The organism is Thiocapsa sp. C2-2m, assembly GCF_041903745.1.
Lineage (GTDB): Bacteria > Pseudomonadota > Gammaproteobacteria > Chromatiales > Chromatiaceae > Thiocapsa > Thiocapsa roseilacustris.
Genome location: NZ_JBBWVD010000010.1, coordinates 76,958 through 92,673, shown reverse-complemented (window position 1 = coordinate 92,673; position 15,716 = coordinate 76,958). Strand labels below are relative to the sequence as shown.

Genomic DNA, 15,716 nt, shown 5'->3' with positions numbered 1-15,716 from the left:
AGACTCGGACTCACCGACATCAGGAGCAATCAATGCGCACCTCGAACTCCGTGGCAACCATGAATCCGTCGCGCCAGACATCGACGGAGCTGGTTTAATCTTTATACGACCAACTGGCGGTCGATTGCCCCGCGTCAAGGTCGTGTACCCCGTTGACGCTACCGGACGTCGCGAGCATCCGGCGCCGCCGTTCGAGCACGTTGGCTAGCGAGAGATAACGCATCAGCCGAGCCGCCGATTAAGCTCTCGGTTTTTCGCGAGGACGCGATCGACGGTCTCCTCGACATCGGTGTTGGGCTGGCTGATCAGGTCATCGATAAATTCGGTCACTCGCTGGTCATGCTCGCGGTCGGGGCGGATCAAGGGGCTTGATCGGTGATGGTGCGGTGGAGCGGGCTGCCGGGCAAGAAGGCATCGCCGGGAAAGGTCTTGGTGACCGCGCATTCAACGGGCAGGTTAGGCGACACTGTGCCTCTGATCCTCGCTCCTATCGGAGAATTAGGAGAGGCCCGACCCCTCGGATTGGTTGCCGACAACGATTCCGTGGTACGTCCCGCTATTTATCCGGTGCGCCCGACGTGCCGATAAAACCCGTCGAGCGCCCCATGTCTCGCTACCGCGCGACGGTGGTCATTACAGTCGCGTTGTTATTTGCTGGATTCGGATCCGTCGCCAATCCGCTACTCACGCTGGCAGTGTTCGTGATTTCGCCCCTCGCTCGTGGACGGATCGTGATCTTCACGCTCGCGCCGGTACCCGCATTCAAGGCACCGATCGCACAGGTCACAGGCGCCAAACCGCTGCACGTTCCACGAGTCGAGACCGCGCTGACGAAGGTGGAATTGGCCGGCAACCAATCGCGCAGGGAAACACCGCCTACATTGCTTGGGCCGTTGTTCTGAACCGTCAGAGTGTAGACGAGCCTGGTTCCTCTTCTGACGGGATCCGGGGCATCCGTCATGGTCAAGTCCAGATCAGCCGTGGCCGCCGCTGGCAGAACCGAGATGAAGACCTCTTGACGGTTGTTCGCGAAACTGGGGTCGGCTTCCACCGCGCTCGCCGTAACGATGCGCGAATAGGTGCCGGTTGTTGCGGGGGTCTCCGTCAGGGTACAGGTCGCGGTCGCTCCTGGTGCCACAGTGGCAATTCGGCAAGATGACATGGATGCGACAGAGCCCGTGACTGTCACGTCTGTTGCCGCGGATGGGCCGGTATTCGTAACCCGCGCACTGTATTGAATGGTCTGACCCAATGTGATGGGGTTCGGTGTCACCGTCAGACCGAGCTCAAGATCCGCCGAAGGGGTCGTACCTGGGATCTCAATCAGCTTCGCCGTCGTCGCCCCGACGGTATACACACTCTGATCGCTGCCAACCGCAAATCCCGAGCTGTTACTGCTGATAGTGGACCAGCCCGAGGAGCCGTCGCTATTGACTTTACAGAGTCCGCCGTTTCCCTGGATGTAATAGTTGCTAAGGTCATCACGTTGAGTCGGCGACCACTGCTGAAGTGACAGCGATGGACCATCGGCATCTAGGTTTTCCCAGGAAACGAAACCGTCTGTGTCAAACTGTATGAATGCGGCACCTGCTCCGGGCCGTAGGCCGCTGATCACTGGAGAGTCATCGTTACTGACTGCGACAAAGGGCGATATCAGACCTTTGCGCACGCGCTCCCAAAGAACCGTGCCCGTTGGCGACAGTTTCTTGAGGACGGTTCCTTCATTCGTGGCCCCGTATTCCATATGGACCAGGTACGTATTCCCCATCGCATCATCCACGGCATATCCGGAGCTGCGACTATTGATGGTTTTACGCCAGAATTCATCGCCATTCCCATCCAGTTTGGCGTAGACAATGAAACCCGCGGCGGACGAGGCTGAGGTCATCACCAATAGATGATCCTCCGGCGTCAAGCTCAGATTATAGGGCGCGGTCAGTGTGCCGAGAACGCCATACGACCACCGGAATGTTCCGTCGGAGGCGTAGGATCGAACCTTCGCGATGGCACCGTTTCCCACGCCAATCACATGAATATTGTCATCGGCATCGACGACATGTTTTCGCGTGTATGAGCCATTGTCGATGCCATCGAATGTTTGCGACCACAAAAGATGGCCGTTTGGGTCGAATTTCAGGATCAGCCCGGCGCGGTTTGTCCGATTGGCAAAACTACCGCCCTGCAGTGTCCCGGTCACGATGATGTTCCCCGAGTGGTCGACGGAAACCCAGTTTGCGACTTCATAGCCAACATCGATTTCGGGGGCTGATGCGACCCAGAGGATAGTTCCGGCGGAGTCGCGTTTGGTGAGTTGGATTTCGCTGCCGGGATTGATGTCGGAATTCACGGTATAGACAATGTCGGGAACATCGACGGCGATCGCGGTTCCGCCCGGATCACTCGTCCAGTCTGTCGTGACATAAGCCTGTGCAAGTGGATTCGCCAAGAGTGCTGCAATCAGAATTGGGGTTTTCATTTGGTCAATCCTAAGTGGCAAGAAGAAGTCGGCCGAAAGCGATCATCCATGTCTCGTGTCGCCGGAGCGGGCTTGTCGATCACCTCAGTGGGACGGCGCTTGCTCGGCCCGACGGCGTTGAAACACAGGGTCAAGCGCGTCGACCGCCTGATCGGCAATCCCCACCTGTATCGCGAACGCACCGCGGTCTATGGCGTCGCGCGCTCGCGTAGAATCTCAAAGCCGCCCGGAACCAGCGCGAGCCCTGCCTGCTTCTCGCCGCACTCCAATTCGGCCGTTTTGCAATCAAGGCGATTGTGCGGATTGATCGTCAGCTCATGCAGATCGAAGAAGGCTTCCGGGACATGAACCGCCTCTATTACGACCAGGGCTATGAGGTCAAGCGTTCGCGCGATCCCAAACGCCTCGCCATTCTCGTACTGATTGCCGCGTTGGCCGCCTTCCTGCTCTATATGATCGGTACGGCGGCCGAGCGGATGCATTTTCGGCGCGGCATGTCTACGAGCGACGCTGTACATGCTGGTCGCCGACACCGATTCCGCGGAATGTGCCCTTTCGATCGATGGTTAGGCTACCTGCTTCTCCGGCTTGTCGGGGCGGCGTGCCGGTGAGCCATGGAGCATGCCTTCCACGCTGATGTCTTCGTCGATAGCGGGCCAGTGGATGCCTTGACCATCACCGAGGATCTCGAAGTGTTGCCGTTGTGCTTCGGTGGCCTCCGATAGGCGCCACGACCAGATTAACGGAACGCTTATCGTCCGGCCGTCAAGGAGGTGAGCGATGATGTCATCCTCAGTAATCCGTACATCACCTAGCCGGGGTTCCGTCACGTTAGCCACCGTGTTCATGCTGTTCACCCTATTTCATTGGCCACCTTAGCTGTTTGATGACTCAATCTCTGTCGCCTCAGTCCAAGTGCTGCGACGACCTGGAGGATCGTGTCGAAGCTCGGAGTCCTTTCGCCCAACAGCCTTCACGCACCAAACCTCATCGTAAGCCAAAACGAATCGGACCTGCGCCGCGCCTCGGATTCGGCATCCTGCTTGAGCCGCTTCGCGTGCCGCACAAGGGTTAGGGCACACCGTGCTCATTGCCAACCTCAATCTCGACTAAGTTATTGCGCACACAAGTCTTGAGCTGCTTGAAATATTCGGGCTCCGACACCTGTCCCTCGCAGACAAGCAGCAACCGCCGCCTTGAGGGTTGCTTCGGGCAGCCCCGCGAGCCGGTCGGCGTTCCCGCTTATGCCGACTGCCGCCCACCGGCTAATTGTCCCCTCTTCCAGCGGCAGCCAAGCGTCTTCAACGCTGCTGCTGTGACGCACCATTATCCGCCCACGACGCGGACCCCACGGGGGATCACCGGGGGCTGTGCGCGCGCCGGGATCTCTCTCCAATTTGATGTCCAAGATACCCACATCCGCTGCGCGCAGCAGGTCGCGAAAAAGCTCAATGCTTTGGCTTTGCGCCTCGTCTTCTTCGAAAAGAGATTGCTGCGGATTCTGTCCGAGCCAGGCTTCTATCCCCCGTGTGAGTAGCGGATTTCCGGCGAAGCGTAGAGCGGAAGGCCGGCGACCGGGCACATTGACCGCGTTGAGATTTCGGAACCAGCTGTAAAGGGATGCGAGCTGTTCATGGCGAAGCTGAACAGCAGCTGATAAAAAGAGCGCGTTGGGTCGCGTCATCTGTTCGATCAGACGATTCTCCCCATGCAGGTGCTGGCTGAACTTGTATTGACCCAGCTCGCGCACGAACCAGACCTGTTTTCGCTTTCCAGGCCAGGCGAACAGCCACTCCTCTAGAAACTGCTCGCCGTCCGCAACAAATCCATATTGATAGCGGATGCCCGACACCACGAGCGAAACCTCGAAGAGTGAAGGCTGTGTGGCCTTTTCGCCCCATGCAAAGGGATCTCTCGGAACGCCTCCGTCCGGCGGCCAAGCTCGATGGGACTGAAGAACCGCATTGCGCATAAATCCCAAGGCGGAAAGGACGTTGCTCTTCCCGCTGGCGTTTGCACCGTAGAGTGCAACCGCCGGCAGCAGTGGATCGGAGCAGCCTTGGATGCGGCGGGGGCGCGGATCGGCGGAATCGTCTTGCCTGCCCGCGCGCATGGTCAACGCCTGCTCGTCCCGAATGGAGCGGTGGTTCTCGACACGAAATTCGATGAGCATGGCGGCTTAAGTCTAGCCCGAAAGGCGATTTTACGACAGTTAGCGCAGGAAAAATCGCGCAAAATGCAGCGTAAAGATGCTAACGGTCGACTTTATCAGAACTCAGCAGCTTGGGACACTGCGCCTGTGGTCATCGCGTCTGGCGGGGATTTTAGGAAACGCTGACCCCGCAGAAAGGTCGCCGATAGCGATTCCGTGGTACGTCCCCCATTTATTAATGCCTGGCTGTCCGTGATCTGGGGCTACGGGACAGCGATGACCGGGCGATCTTCCAAGCGGCTCGCGACCAAGGCGATGTCGTCATCATGAGCAAGGACAGCGATTTCGTGGATCTCGCCTTACGGTTCGGGCCGCCACCACGCATCCTCTGGCTCACCTGCGGCAATGTCACCAACATCCACCTGCGCCGCATCCTGGCAGAGGTGCTTTCGGCCGCACGCCCCGGGTACGCCGACTTCAGTCGGCACCCCGGGGAGGCGGACTTCAGTCCGCCGCGCGGGCGCGCTCGGGCGACTGAAGTCGCCCGTCCCCCGGGAGCCGGATGAATCCGGCGTACCCAAGCGGTCGCAGGCGGCGACCTGGACACTTTCCCTTTTCGGTTTTCGTAAAGGGCTCCGACCCCTTTTTGCTTGTATCGAACACCGCGCAGGCGGTAGGTTTTGCCGCACGCGGATGGCCGGATCGCCCGAACACCCAGACGGTCTTCAACCACGGCGGTACCTGCTTACAGACCAGCAGTCCTTCAGGGTGGTGTCTTCAACCTGTCATCTCCGGGCGCGGCAGCTCTATTACCCCCTTCTTTACCCTCATTCGAGGGTTATTGATTACCCTCATTTCCGCCTTCGCCCTGGGACCACTTGGCACCGGCGCCGCGGCCGGTGCAGATCACAACGCCTTGCTCCTGCTGCTCCCGAAGGACGTGGCGCACCATGTCACGGCTGACCCCCGGACAGATCTGCTCCAGCTCGCTGATCTTGAAGGCTCGGCTCGGCCTGGTTAGAAGCTGCTCGATGCCGTCGATCACCATTTGACGCTTCTCGCCGCGGGGGGCCTTGAGCACCCCGACCCGGTCGACGAAGTCGCGGTATGCCTCCTTCATGATCGAGAGGACGTAGTTGATGTAGGGCCAGGGATCGTGTGCCCCTTCGTGCCAGCCCCGGGAGCTTTGCTCCAGGGTCTCGTAATACCGTTCTTTATTCTCTTCGACCAGGCGCTCCAGGCTGATGTAGCGTCCGACTTCGTAACCAAGCTGATAGCTCTGCAACAGCCACAGCAGGCGGGAGACACGCCCGTTGCCGTCGCGGAACGGGTGGATACAGAGGAAATCGAGATTGAACGCGGCCAGGGCGATCGGCGGCGGCACCCAGCGCTCTTCCAGGCACAGGTGCCAGTCACGGATCAGCGTATCCATCGCCACGGGTGTCTCCGCCGCCGAGACGGTGCGGAATCGCACCCGCTCCGAGCCGTCTGCATAGCGCTCGATGATGTCGCCGTCCTTCGACTTGTACTGCCCCGCATCCCAGATCTGGCCGCGGGTCAGGGCGTGCAGCCGGCAGATGGTCTCGTTGCCGACGGGGAGATCTGCCGCATGCCTGTGGATCAGGGTGAGGGCGTCGCGGTAGCCCCGCACCTCCTCTTCATCCCGGTCCCGGAACAGCGGACGCGGGGCCACCAGGATCTCGCGAACCCGTTTCGGGTCGATCGTAACCCCCTCGATTCGGTTCGACGAGATGGCGCTCTCGATGATCGCCGACTCACGCAGTGCCTTCAGGCGCTGTGGTGACTGCTGGGTGTAGAGCGCCTGTTTGCCGCGCAGCTCGCCCAGATCGCTCAGGTACCAGGCGGTGCCCGCCCCGATACTGAGTCGATCGAGTGGAAACAGGCGAAGCGTCGTGATCATGCGCGTGGCCACCGATGCCCGACGCATCGCTCAATGCTCAGGGTGCCTATTCCGAGCGTCGCCCGGTTACTGTCCATCGCGCAAGTCCTCACGGCTGCTCATCCCGAGCGCTTCTGATCAGCTCGCTGCTCCTCAGATGATTGATGGCCGAACCGGATTCCTTGGTACGGCGATCTCACCTGGCGGGACGTTGCGGGTGGATCGACGAACCGCCGCCCTTGCGCCTGGTGCTCCATCTCTCGCTGTTTGATATCGGCGTAGATGGCATCGAGATCGAAATGGAAAGCGGCGGCGTGTGCTTCACGGATCGCGCGGATCTCATCGAGAATCTCGTCGTTCATGGCTCGATTCCCAGGTCTTGCATGACGTCCGGGAGCGGGACGGATGCCGCGTCTGCCTCCTGCGATTTCGCCGCTCGCAGATCCTGCAGATCCTGGTCGTCGTGGACGATTTCCTTGAGTGCGCGAAACTCTTCGATCGGGAGCACGACGTATTCGTCCGCGCCCTCGCGACGGATCAATTGTGGGTGAATGTTCATCAGCTGACCTCTTGGAGTCGTCATGACTGATCGCTCGCGATCGATCGATGGGCGCTGCCGCTCTCCTCAAAGAACGCCCGGGCGACGCGGTAGTCCTGCTCGCGATCGGGCCGGATGAAGGGGGGCTGATAGGTGATGGTGCGTTGCACCGGGCCGCCGGGCAGGGTGTCGTCGGGGAAGGTCTTGGTGAGGATGCTGCCGGCGGGCAGGTCGCGGACGTCTTCCCAGCCGAGGGCGGTGTCGCTCGTGGTCGGGGTAGGGTGCGGTGAGCGGGAGCGAACCGCACCGTCTGCCGGCGGGGCCGGCGCGAGTGATGCGGTTCGTTCCTCACCGCATCCTACGGCGGCGGGGCCGATGCCGTAGGTGATGTCGGCCTTCAGAGCTTCGCCTGAATTAGTGGGATCAATGGGAGGCATTCGGCTGGGAAGCGTCGCAATCCTGGCTGGTCGTCGAGTCGGTGTGCGATGGCCTTGGTGGCGGGGCGATTTTCGGCCCCGGCCATTCCGCTTCGACTCGGCGCAAATCCGCCACAATGGCACCCAGATCGAAATTGAAACGCGCGGCATGCTCCTCGCGGATGCGATGCAGCTCGTCAACAATGGGGTCAGTCCACATTTTCGCCTCCAAGCAGTTCTTCCGGGGTACAAATCAGCGGCGGTTGGTAGCCGTACATCTCGCAAATGCTTTCGATCAGATGTCGCTTCTTGGCATTCGCGATGTGCCTGCAATTCCAAGTGCGCAGATAGTCCATGCCATGCACAGCCGCAACGGCAATGTGCATGTGCGGCGACGATCAGATCCCGACTGGGGCGCGCGGCGAGATAGCTGATCACCGAGGTCTCGATATAGACACGGGACTTCATGGCGTGGCCTGCTCATCTGGATCCTGTTGAAAGAAGGCCCAGGCGATGCGGTAGTCCTGCTCGCGATCGGGGCGGATGAAGGGGGCTCGGTATTCGACGGTGCGCTGCACCGGGCCGCCGGGCAGGGTGTCGTCGGGGAAGGTCTTGGTGAGGGTGCTGCCGGCGGGCAGCTCGCGCACGTCTTCCCAGCCGAGGGCGATGCCGCTTGTGGTCAGGGTAGGGTGCGGTGAGCGGGAGCGAACCGCACCGTTTGCTGGTGGGGCCGACGCGAGTGATGCGGTTCGTTCCTCACCGCATCCTACGGGTACGGTGGCGGTATGGATGGCATAGGTGATGCCGGCTTTCAGGTCGCTTTTGCGTGCCTTTCGCGGCAGGCCGACGCCGATCAGGCCTTTGCTGGGGGTGAAGACGATGCGGCCGGTCTGGTCGTACCAGGTGTCGGCCTCGTATTGGCGCATCACGGGGAATTGGACGCGGTAGATGGTGAGCAGCTCGTCCAGGGTCAGGCCTAGGGCTTGGGCGACCAGGACGTCGATCTCGAGTAGGGCCTGGCGGCGGGCGTAGTCGGTGCGCAGGGCGCAGTTCCTTTGCCAGTCCGGGGTGAGGTCGTCGAAGAACGTTGAAGGCAGAAGTTTAGCGCTAGTGCCGTTTGGCTCGCTTTTCACAGTCCAACATTGCGCGCGATAGTGATCGTTCCAGTTGTCTTCCCACAAGCCAGCATATATGTGAGTTATGCAATTTAACGCTAGCACTCTCACGTGGACAGCAGAATGGGTTAGAGATTCCAGCACCGGAAATGACTTAAGAAGATCTCCTCGACAATCACTTCGTCCGGTCGTTTTTACATAGAAGTCGAAAACGACTGAATTTAGCCCAGCAACAAAGCTTAGAAGTAAATTGTCGGTTTCAAAAGTGCTCGAAACGGCTGCATCAATATTGGCAACCTTAGGAGGATAGATTGCACCTGCTGCTGTTCTCTCGGTAGAGGAGCTTATAGCCCTTCTATTCAAACAACGATAGTAATCCGTTACCGATCTTGGCTGCTGCATTCCCTCTTCCCGCCATGTAACCGTCGGTGCCTTCGACTTGTAAACCGCCATATCACAGCTAGGCACAAAATTAGTACGCGGCAGGTAGTCATCCGGTAAGGTGGTTAGGTCAAGGCAGTCGTAGTCGCTATTCTTGTTGCAACTGGCTCGGGGTGTCTTATAGAAGGGGTTGCCGACAAAGAAGTGGGGTCCAGATAGCACCCATCGGGAAGCATCATCCGGAAACTGAGTGTCACGAAAAATGATTCCATTCTTCTGCGCCTGCGTCTCATCGAAGTGAACGTCGACGATTCTTGCAGAGTCATTAAGATCTCGTACAGTCCTTTTTGAACTAGCAAACTTTTCCAACACTCGAACAAGTTGTTTAGCATGAAGAGCTGGCAAGCGTGCTTGTAGAGGCGGGGTGCCGACCTCGTCGTAGAGTGTCGCGAACACGGCTAACTCATGCATGCTAACTGGGATGATGCGGTCACGGTGGCCTTTGGAGTTCCAGTTTGCCCGCCGGCCGTCGCTCTCCTCCTTGATTCCAGGTGCCGCGCCCTCGCCGTCATGGTCGAAACAGGCGTCGACGGTCTGGGGCAAGAACAAGTTAGCTAAGTGGTTGAAACTAAGCGTATCCCTTGGCGGGCCATAGATGTTTATGCTGAACTTGGTATGATGGTCTACATCGGCGAAAAGCATCAACTCGTTTGTGTATTGGTAATGCCCCTTTAATCTCGGGTACACCTCGGCCCGGAACCGGCCGCCCTTGGGATCATCATATATGCCTTCCGGGTGAAGGAACCCCGCCACGCCCTGCCGGTTGCCCAGCATCCATGCCTGAGGAAGAAAACACTTATAGAGATTCGCCTTTTGCCCAACAAGCAACGGGTAATTCTGCATCGCGTTCAAGAACGCCTGCATCCCCTCCTGCTCGCAATACTCGCCCAGCCAAGCGTCGCGCATCTCCGGGCGCTCGGCAAAGAGATCGGCACGACGCGCCGCCAGATCCGACGCGCTCATCTTGCGGATCGCAATCCGCGGATCGGCCTCGCCGAGCACGCCTTTTTCTTCCCACTCCACCTTGATCCAGGGCGGATTTCCGAGGATCAGATCGAAGCCGCCGGCCTCGCGAAAGACATCGGCAAAGGCCAGCTCCCAATGGAAGAATTTGAAGCGTGCAGCCAGTGACTCGACCAGCGCGACACGCGGAAAGTAGTCGCGCAAACGCTTGATGCGTAGCTCGCCGTAGCGGTCATGCAGGGTCTTTTCAGGCGTCGGGGCGGACAGTGCCAGTTGTCCCGGCGCGTCGTCGAAGAGGGAGCCCTGAACCTCGGGCACCAGGATTTGACGCTCGACCTTGGCGGGCTCGGGCGAGAGATCCAGCTCCTGTTGCTCGTCGATCTCCATCAGGTTGCCGTCGAGGATGGCGCCGATCTCGGTGATCCATTGGGTGCGGCTGGGCAGGTGCGCGGCCCCGCCCTGATCGGAGTCGAGCGGCCAGAACCAGAGCGCGCACCAGTAGTCAATCACCAGCTTCAGACGCCGGTAGGCGGTGGCCTTGTCGCCGTCCTCGCTGAGCATCCCGGCCTGGCGCGTCTCTTCCTTGCTGGCGCGGCTGCTGGTGCGGCCGGTATCGATGTCCGGCCAGACGGGCAGTGGGTCTTCGGTGCGTGCGCGGTCCTTCGCCAGTTGTCGGGCATGCTCCTGCCAGAGCTGATCGATCTTATTGCTGAGCTGCAGCAGGCGCTTTATCTCGGTCTCGGTGAAGCGGGCGAGGAAGGGTTTCTTCCAGCGCTTGATCCGCTCCAGGTCATCGCCGAAATAGTTCTTGACGGCCTTGTTGGCGTAGCTGCACATGCCCTCGTCGGGCAGCAGGAAGTGATAGATCTCGTCGTCCGCGCGCGTCTCGCCGAGCCGCACCCGGCGCGGTTCGGCATTCAGACAGCACTGCGGATTGGGGACGGACTTGCCTTCCGGTGTCTTGAGATTCTTCGGCGCGTTGAGCTGCGCCACGCGAAAGACCTGCGAGCGCGCGCCGACGAGGCTGTTGCCGATGAAGAGCTGGTAGCCGAACCAAGGCACCCGTGCCGCCTTGGGTCGGCCCTGCTCGTCGCTCTCGCCATAGATCGCGTTGAGCCAGAGGCTGACCTCGGCCAGCTCGGTGGCGATGGGATTGAGGTCGACGCCGAAGACGTTGGCATCGGCCAGACGCATGCGCACCTTTTGCAGCTCCTGCGGGTACTGATCGTGCGGGATGCGGCGCTTGAGCTCCTGCTGCTTGCGTTCGAGATATTCCTGCGCGAGTTGGTTGACCGCCTCGTTCAGGAAGGCGGCGCTGCCCATGGCGGGCTCCAGCACCCGAAGCTTCAGAATGTCGTCGGCGCTCTTGCCCGGCAGCAGCTCCTTGAGCGCGTATTTGACCAGACATTGGGTCAGGGATTGGGGGGTGTAGTAGCTGGCGCTCTTCTGACGGTCGCGCCCCGCCAGGCGGTAGATGAAGGTGCCCTTGGGGTAGACGCGCAGCTCCTTGCGGCCGTCGGCGTTGGTGAAGGTGACCTTCTCGTTGTTGCGGTAGTCGCCGATCTGATTGCGGGTGACGAACCAGCCGTTGGCCAGCAGGTCGGTGCTGCCGCCGTAGTCGTCCTGCGACGACGTGTCTTCGGCCTGATCGGAATCGGGGTCCGCATCGCCGTCGGGGTCGTCGTCCTGCGCTTGGCGCGCCGGCTCCTTGGGTGCAGGCATCACCTCGTAGAGATCTTCGGCGGCGAAGAAGCCGCGATAGGAGAGCAGGGATTCATAGACGGCGCCGAGCTGGTTGATGGACAGCGCCTGATAGCTGACGCGGCGGGTGCGCTTGGTCTTCTCGTCCTTGGCGAAGGAGAGCCCCCGCAGCACCGCCTGCCAGATGTGGTTGGGAAAGCGGACCCGGTTGAGCAGCGGGGTGCTCTTGGGGTCGAACAGCTTGCTGTCGAGCGGGGCCAGCTCGAAGGCGTTGACGGTCGCGGTGAGGTGATGCAGCGCCGCCTGGGTGCGGTCGATGGCCGTGCCCCGGGCCACCAGCGCGAAGAGCTTGCGCAGGCTAGTGTCGAAATAGCCGCCGTTCTGCGCCTCGGTGGAGCGCAGATCGGTCAGGGTCAGGTCGCGCAGGGCCTCCAGGCTGTAGCCGCGGGCGTAGACGTCGCTTGAGTTGATGGGCACATAGCCGAGCTCGGGCCGTGCCTCAATATAGAAGAGGAAGATGTGGCGGTAGACCAGGCGCACGCATTCAGTGCTGAGCGCTCCGGCGTCCAGCGGCTTGAGTGTGCCGCCGTAGCTGTAGCCGTGCTCGGTGATGAGCTGGCGCGCGGCCTCGTTGCCGAGCAGCTCGATGAAGCGATCGAGCAGGATCCATTGGGTCTCGCCGACCAGCAACAGGAAACGCGGCGGATGATCCGCCGCATAGACCGAGTCGGTGAGCAGCTCGGCAAGTGTGCGCGGGGTTTTGCGATCCTTGCCGAAATACGCAGCCGGCATCTCCTCGATGCGGAAATGGCGCGCGTCCAGCCTGGAATCGAGCGGGTCGATGGACCGGTCCTGACTCTCGACCCGCTCATGGGGGTTGAACGCGGGGAGGACGGCGACCTCGGGCAGACCGGGCTTTCGGCCGAGCAGCGTCCAGACCGGGATCGGCTGGCCGGCCGTCCACTCGTTCTCAAGGGGGTGCTCCCGAGGGTCGATGGCGTAACCCAGGGCGTGCAGCAGCGGCCGATGCAGTGCGCGGTGCCAGTCCAGTTGGGCGGCGAAGTCCTCGTCCTGCGGATAGGCGGCGTGGCGGCGAAAGAAGTCGGCGGCGAGACGCGAGAGCTGTTTGGCAGGGGGGTCGGCCGGGGGCTCGGCGCCGGGGTCGGTGGGCGTGCGCGCGTCCAGCCACGCCTTGATCCGCGACTGAAAGACATGGGCCAGGAAGTGGTGGCTGTAGAATTCGTTGTCGTTGAGGATGCCGGGGAAGACATCGAATTTGTCCGTGGTCTCGATCCTTGTCATGGCGACACCTTTCGCGTGACGGCGGCGAGCACCTGCACGAAGGGCATGGGCTCCACTTCCAGGCTGTCCTTGACCCATTTGCTGTATTCGGCGAAGACATCCTCGATGTCCTTGAGTCGACGGGCCCGGCGACCCTCGCGGATGGGTTCAGGCAGACCGGCGATCCGCAGCTCCAGGCGTTGCTCCTGGGCATCGCGCAGTTGCGCCAGCTCAGCGAGCTTGGTTGTGACCTCAGCGGTCCGCGTGGTGGTGAAGTGTCTCACCTGTCCCTCGACGAAGAGCTGCATGGTGGCGACCGCATCGCCGAGTGCGCCTTGCAGTGCCGTGAGATCGATCGGGCGTTTGGGGTTGGGCAGGTCGCGCACGCCGAGCCCGGCCCGCCGGCAGAAGGCATCGAAGTCCTCGATCGTGAAATCCTGCTCGCCAACGCGCACGACCGCCTTCCATTCGGCGATCAGCGGCTGGCCCTTGCGGTTCGGGATGAGGCCCAGCATGAGATAGGCGGTTTCCTCTACGCCGAGATCCGGGCTGAGGATGACCGGGGCACGACGGCGGCCGACGGCGCCGATCACCCGGTCGATCAACCATTGGCAGATGGGGTGTTGCGGCCAGAGATACTGGATCTCGGGCCAGGCCGAGCCCTGTTTGTCGGTCTCGCGGGCGCGTTGAATGGATTCCTCGACCAGGCCGACGCGCGCGGAGAGGACATAGTCGTCCGTCTCGCGCAGGACCTCGGCCGGCAGTTGCTGGCGCAGACGTCGCCGCAGGTCGGCGGGCGGGGTGCGGCGCAGCATCTTCGCGGCGTCGTCGACCCGGTACCCGGCGGCTTCGGGGATGGTGGCGATGGCCTGTCTGGCGAAGGCGTAGATGTCCGGGAAGAGGCGATGCGGGTCGGCCGGGATGGCGGCGGGCGGGGGTTCTTCCACTGAACCGAAAAGCGCCGTTTCCCAATCCTCGTCATCCGACGCCGCCTGGTCGATATAGTCGCGCTCGAAGGCCTCCGCGGTGATGCCGTCGGCCAGTGCCTCGGCGACCGTCTGTTCCTCGTCCTCGATGCTGTGCTTGCGCAGGACCGAGGCGGGATCGCCGATGTTCTTGCTGATCTGCTCGTCCTTGCGCACCAGCACCTCGATGACGCGCAGATCGCCCTTGACCGTCTCGATCGCCGATTCGGTGAGCAGGTAGTCGATGCAGGGCCGATGTTGCTGACCGAAGCGATCGACACGCCCGTTGCGTTGCTGGAACACCATTGGCGACCAGGGCAGATCGAAATGCACCAGGCGATGGCAGAGGTAATGCAGGTTCAGTCCCTCGGACGCCACGTCGGAGCACAAGAGCACGCGCAGGCTGTCGTGCTCCTGACCGAAGCGCTCGACGATCTCCTGCTGGTCGATGTCCGAGAGGCTGCCGTCCAGGACGCTGAAGGCGTCGACCTTGAGGCGCAGATCACCGGGCAGGTTGGCCATCAGCCATTTCAGGGTCTCGATGCGCTCGGAGAAGATCACCAGGCGGTCCGCGGTGTCCGTGCCCGACCAACGGGCGTCGGGATCGCGCAGGGCTTTGATCAGGCGTTGGTATTTGCTGAAACGCTCCCGCGTGATGCGCGCGAGAGCATGGCGAAGGGTCTGGAGTGCCGCGACTTCCGCATCTTCGGCCGGAGTGGGGACCGGCTTTCGGGCGAGTTTTTCGATGCGGTGGCGGGCGTAGGCGTCGGCCGCGGCGGGGCTGGAAAAGAGCGCCTTTTGGAGGCCGACCCGCTGCAGCTCCGATGGTTTTCCGGCCTGGTGCTCGCCTTTCTGGGTGAAGGGTATGCCCAGCACCGCCTGATAGGCCGTCTCCTCCTCGGGGGTCGCCCGGGCCGAGAGACGCCGGGTGATGGGTTCGAGAAACTGGCCTTGCGCCTGGGCCTTGATGTCTTTTTTGAAGCGGCGCACGAAGAGGTCCTTGCGGTCGAGGTCGGCGCGCGTGTAGTCGTCCGGGTCCGAGATGGCGGTGGGATCCAGCAGCCAGATCAGCGAGGCGAAGCTGTTGGCCGAGCCGTCGTGCGGCGTGGCCGACAGCAGAATCAGGGTATCGGACTTGGTGGCCAGGTTCTTGGCGAGGCGCGCCCGCTGTGAGGATCCGGCATCGCCCTTGCGGACGGCCACGTTGTGACATTCGTCGATGACGATGATGTCCCAGCGGGATTTCTCCAGATAGTTGCGGTACTCGTTGTTGCCCTTCAGGGTGTCCATCGAGATGATGGTCTTGTCGAAATAGTTGAAGGGATTATGGCCCGAGGGAATCTTGTTGCGGATACGCTGGATACCGGCCGAGTCGAGCCGCACCAGCGGGATGGTGACCCGTGCGCCGGGGGCTGTGTGTCTATCCATGCAAGTCCTGACTCCAAGACGACCCGGTCACCGCGCCTTTTCGGCGCTGCCCCTGTTGCGTAACCACCGGCATCCACAGAGGTGCCACCATTGAGGATATCACTCACGAGATCCCACAGGGTCCGCTGTGCGGACCGACGACATCGATCTTCGGCGTGATGATCGGCGCGGCACCGGGTGCCTTGCGCGTATGCAATGCTTGAGTGGACGTTGCGGCTCCGATCCTTGCTCTTTCCGGAGAATTGGAAAGGCGCTGCCTCGCAGATTGGTTGCCGATAGCGATTCTGTGGTACGTCCCCTATTTACGGAGTGACTCAGCCCCCCACGGCACCCCCTGCGA

14 protein-coding genes are annotated in these 15,716 nt (G+C 61.4%); 1 reads left to right on the top strand and 13 read right to left on the bottom strand.

The annotated features are described in order from the left end of the window. Positions 1-222: 222 nt before the first annotated feature. The 5 genes from AADX97_RS09570 to AADX97_RS09550 all read right to left on the bottom strand — a co-directional run bounded on the left by AADX97_RS09570 (position 223) and on the right by AADX97_RS09550 (position 4,649). On the bottom strand, positions 223-363 hold the full coding sequence (locus AADX97_RS09570) for a hypothetical protein (RefSeq protein WP_374232591.1): 141 nt from the start codon (positions 361-363) through the stop codon (positions 223-225). Positions 364-613: 250 nt separating this feature from the next. After that, positions 614-2,476, bottom strand: a complete 1,863-nt coding sequence (locus tag AADX97_RS09565; RefSeq protein WP_374232593.1) for a CARDB domain-containing protein — start codon at positions 2,474-2,476, stop codon at positions 614-616. A 188-nt stretch (positions 2,477-2,664) separates the two neighbouring features. Continuing rightward, on the bottom strand, positions 2,665-2,994 hold the full coding sequence (locus tag AADX97_RS09560) for a hypothetical protein (protein WP_374232595.1): 330 nt from the start codon (positions 2,992-2,994) through the stop codon (positions 2,665-2,667). 48 nt (positions 2,995-3,042) lie between these two features. Beyond that, entirely contained in the window at positions 3,043-3,324 is a 282-nt protein-coding gene (locus tag AADX97_RS09555) for a DUF2442 domain-containing protein (protein ID WP_374232596.1), read from the bottom strand. A gap of 266 nt (positions 3,325-3,590) precedes the next feature. Then, positions 3,591-4,649, bottom strand: a complete 1,059-nt coding sequence (locus AADX97_RS09550) for an ATP/GTP-binding protein (RefSeq protein WP_374232597.1) — start codon at positions 4,647-4,649, stop codon at positions 3,591-3,593. Between the two features lie 221 nt (positions 4,650-4,870). Here AADX97_RS09550 and AADX97_RS09545 point away from each other — a divergent pair, with 221 nt between their 5' ends. Further along, complete coding sequence (locus AADX97_RS09545) at positions 4,871-5,194, top strand: DUF5615 family PIN-like protein (RefSeq protein WP_374232686.1); 324 nt, start codon at positions 4,871-4,873, stop codon at positions 5,192-5,194. A 272-nt stretch (positions 5,195-5,466) separates the two neighbouring features. Here AADX97_RS09545 and AADX97_RS09540 read toward each other — a convergent pair whose 3' ends face one another. The 8 genes from AADX97_RS09540 to AADX97_RS09505 form a co-directional block, all read right to left on the bottom strand. Then, positions 5,467-6,549, bottom strand: a complete 1,083-nt coding sequence (locus tag AADX97_RS09540; protein ID WP_374232598.1) for a Fic family protein — start codon at positions 6,547-6,549, stop codon at positions 5,467-5,469. Between the two features lie 98 nt (positions 6,550-6,647). Then, positions 6,648-6,890, bottom strand: a complete 243-nt coding sequence (locus AADX97_RS09535; RefSeq protein WP_374232599.1) for a hypothetical protein — start codon at positions 6,888-6,890, stop codon at positions 6,648-6,650. After that, positions 6,887-7,087, bottom strand: a complete 201-nt coding sequence (locus AADX97_RS09530; protein WP_374232601.1) for a type II toxin-antitoxin system Phd/YefM family antitoxin — start codon at positions 7,085-7,087, stop codon at positions 6,887-6,889. Before AADX97_RS09530 ends, AADX97_RS09535 begins: the two co-directional genes overlap by 4 nt. A 20-nt stretch (positions 7,088-7,107) precedes the next feature. After that, positions 7,108-7,503 (bottom strand): hypothetical protein, encoded by a 396-nt coding sequence (locus AADX97_RS09525; protein WP_374232602.1) that lies wholly within the window; start codon positions 7,501-7,503, stop codon positions 7,108-7,110. Beyond that, entirely contained in the window at positions 7,490-7,714 is a 225-nt protein-coding gene (locus AADX97_RS09520; protein WP_374232603.1) for a hypothetical protein, read from the bottom strand. The genes AADX97_RS09525 and AADX97_RS09520 overlap by 14 nt, the downstream gene beginning before the upstream one ends. Further along, positions 7,692-7,868, bottom strand: a complete 177-nt coding sequence (locus tag AADX97_RS09515) for a hypothetical protein (RefSeq protein WP_374232604.1) — start codon at positions 7,866-7,868, stop codon at positions 7,692-7,694. The genes AADX97_RS09520 and AADX97_RS09515 overlap by 23 nt, the downstream gene beginning before the upstream one ends. Positions 7,869-7,946: 78 nt before the next feature. After that, positions 7,947-13,004 carry an Eco57I restriction-modification methylase domain-containing protein gene (locus tag AADX97_RS09510; RefSeq protein ID WP_374232606.1) on the bottom strand — a complete coding sequence of 1,686 codons (5,058 nt, stop codon included), beginning with the start codon at positions 13,002-13,004 and terminating at the stop codon, positions 7,947-7,949. Next, positions 13,001-15,376 carry a helicase-related protein gene (locus tag AADX97_RS09505; protein ID WP_374232607.1) on the bottom strand — a complete coding sequence of 792 codons (2,376 nt, stop codon included), beginning with the start codon at positions 15,374-15,376 and terminating at the stop codon, positions 13,001-13,003. Before AADX97_RS09505 ends, AADX97_RS09510 begins: the two co-directional genes overlap by 4 nt. Positions 15,377-15,716: the final 340 nt, after the last annotated feature.

Coding starts and splice junctions, on each gene's coding strand:
- AADX97_RS09565 (WP_374232593.1), bottom strand. CDS start 2,476: ATGAAAACCCCAATTCTGATTGCAGCACTCTTGGCGAATCCACTTGCA.
- AADX97_RS09560 (WP_374232595.1), bottom strand. CDS start 2,994: ATGTACAGCGTCGCTCGTAGACATGCCGCGCCGAAAATGCATCCGCTC.
- AADX97_RS09555 (WP_374232596.1), bottom strand. CDS start 3,324: ATGAACACGGTGGCTAACGTGACGGAACCCCGGCTAGGTGATGTACGG.
- AADX97_RS09550 (WP_374232597.1), bottom strand. CDS start 4,649: ATGCTCATCGAATTTCGTGTCGAGAACCACCGCTCCATTCGGGACGAG.
- AADX97_RS09540 (WP_374232598.1), bottom strand. CDS start 6,549: ATGATCACGACGCTTCGCCTGTTTCCACTCGATCGACTCAGTATCGGG.
- AADX97_RS09535 (WP_374232599.1), bottom strand. CDS start 6,890: ATGAACGACGAGATTCTCGATGAGATCCGCGCGATCCGTGAAGCACAC.
- AADX97_RS09530 (WP_374232601.1), bottom strand. CDS start 7,087: ATGAACATTCACCCACAATTGATCCGTCGCGAGGGCGCGGACGAATAC.
- AADX97_RS09525 (WP_374232602.1), bottom strand. CDS start 7,503: ATGCCTCCCATTGATCCCACTAATTCAGGCGAAGCTCTGAAGGCCGAC.
- AADX97_RS09515 (WP_374232604.1), bottom strand. CDS start 7,868: ATGCACATTGCCGTTGCGGCTGTGCATGGCATGGACTATCTGCGCACT.
- AADX97_RS09510 (WP_374232606.1), bottom strand. CDS start 13,004: ATGACAAGGATCGAGACCACGGACAAATTCGATGTCTTCCCCGGCATC.
- AADX97_RS09505 (WP_374232607.1), bottom strand. CDS start 15,376: ATGGATAGACACACAGCCCCCGGCGCACGGGTCACCATCCCGCTGGTG.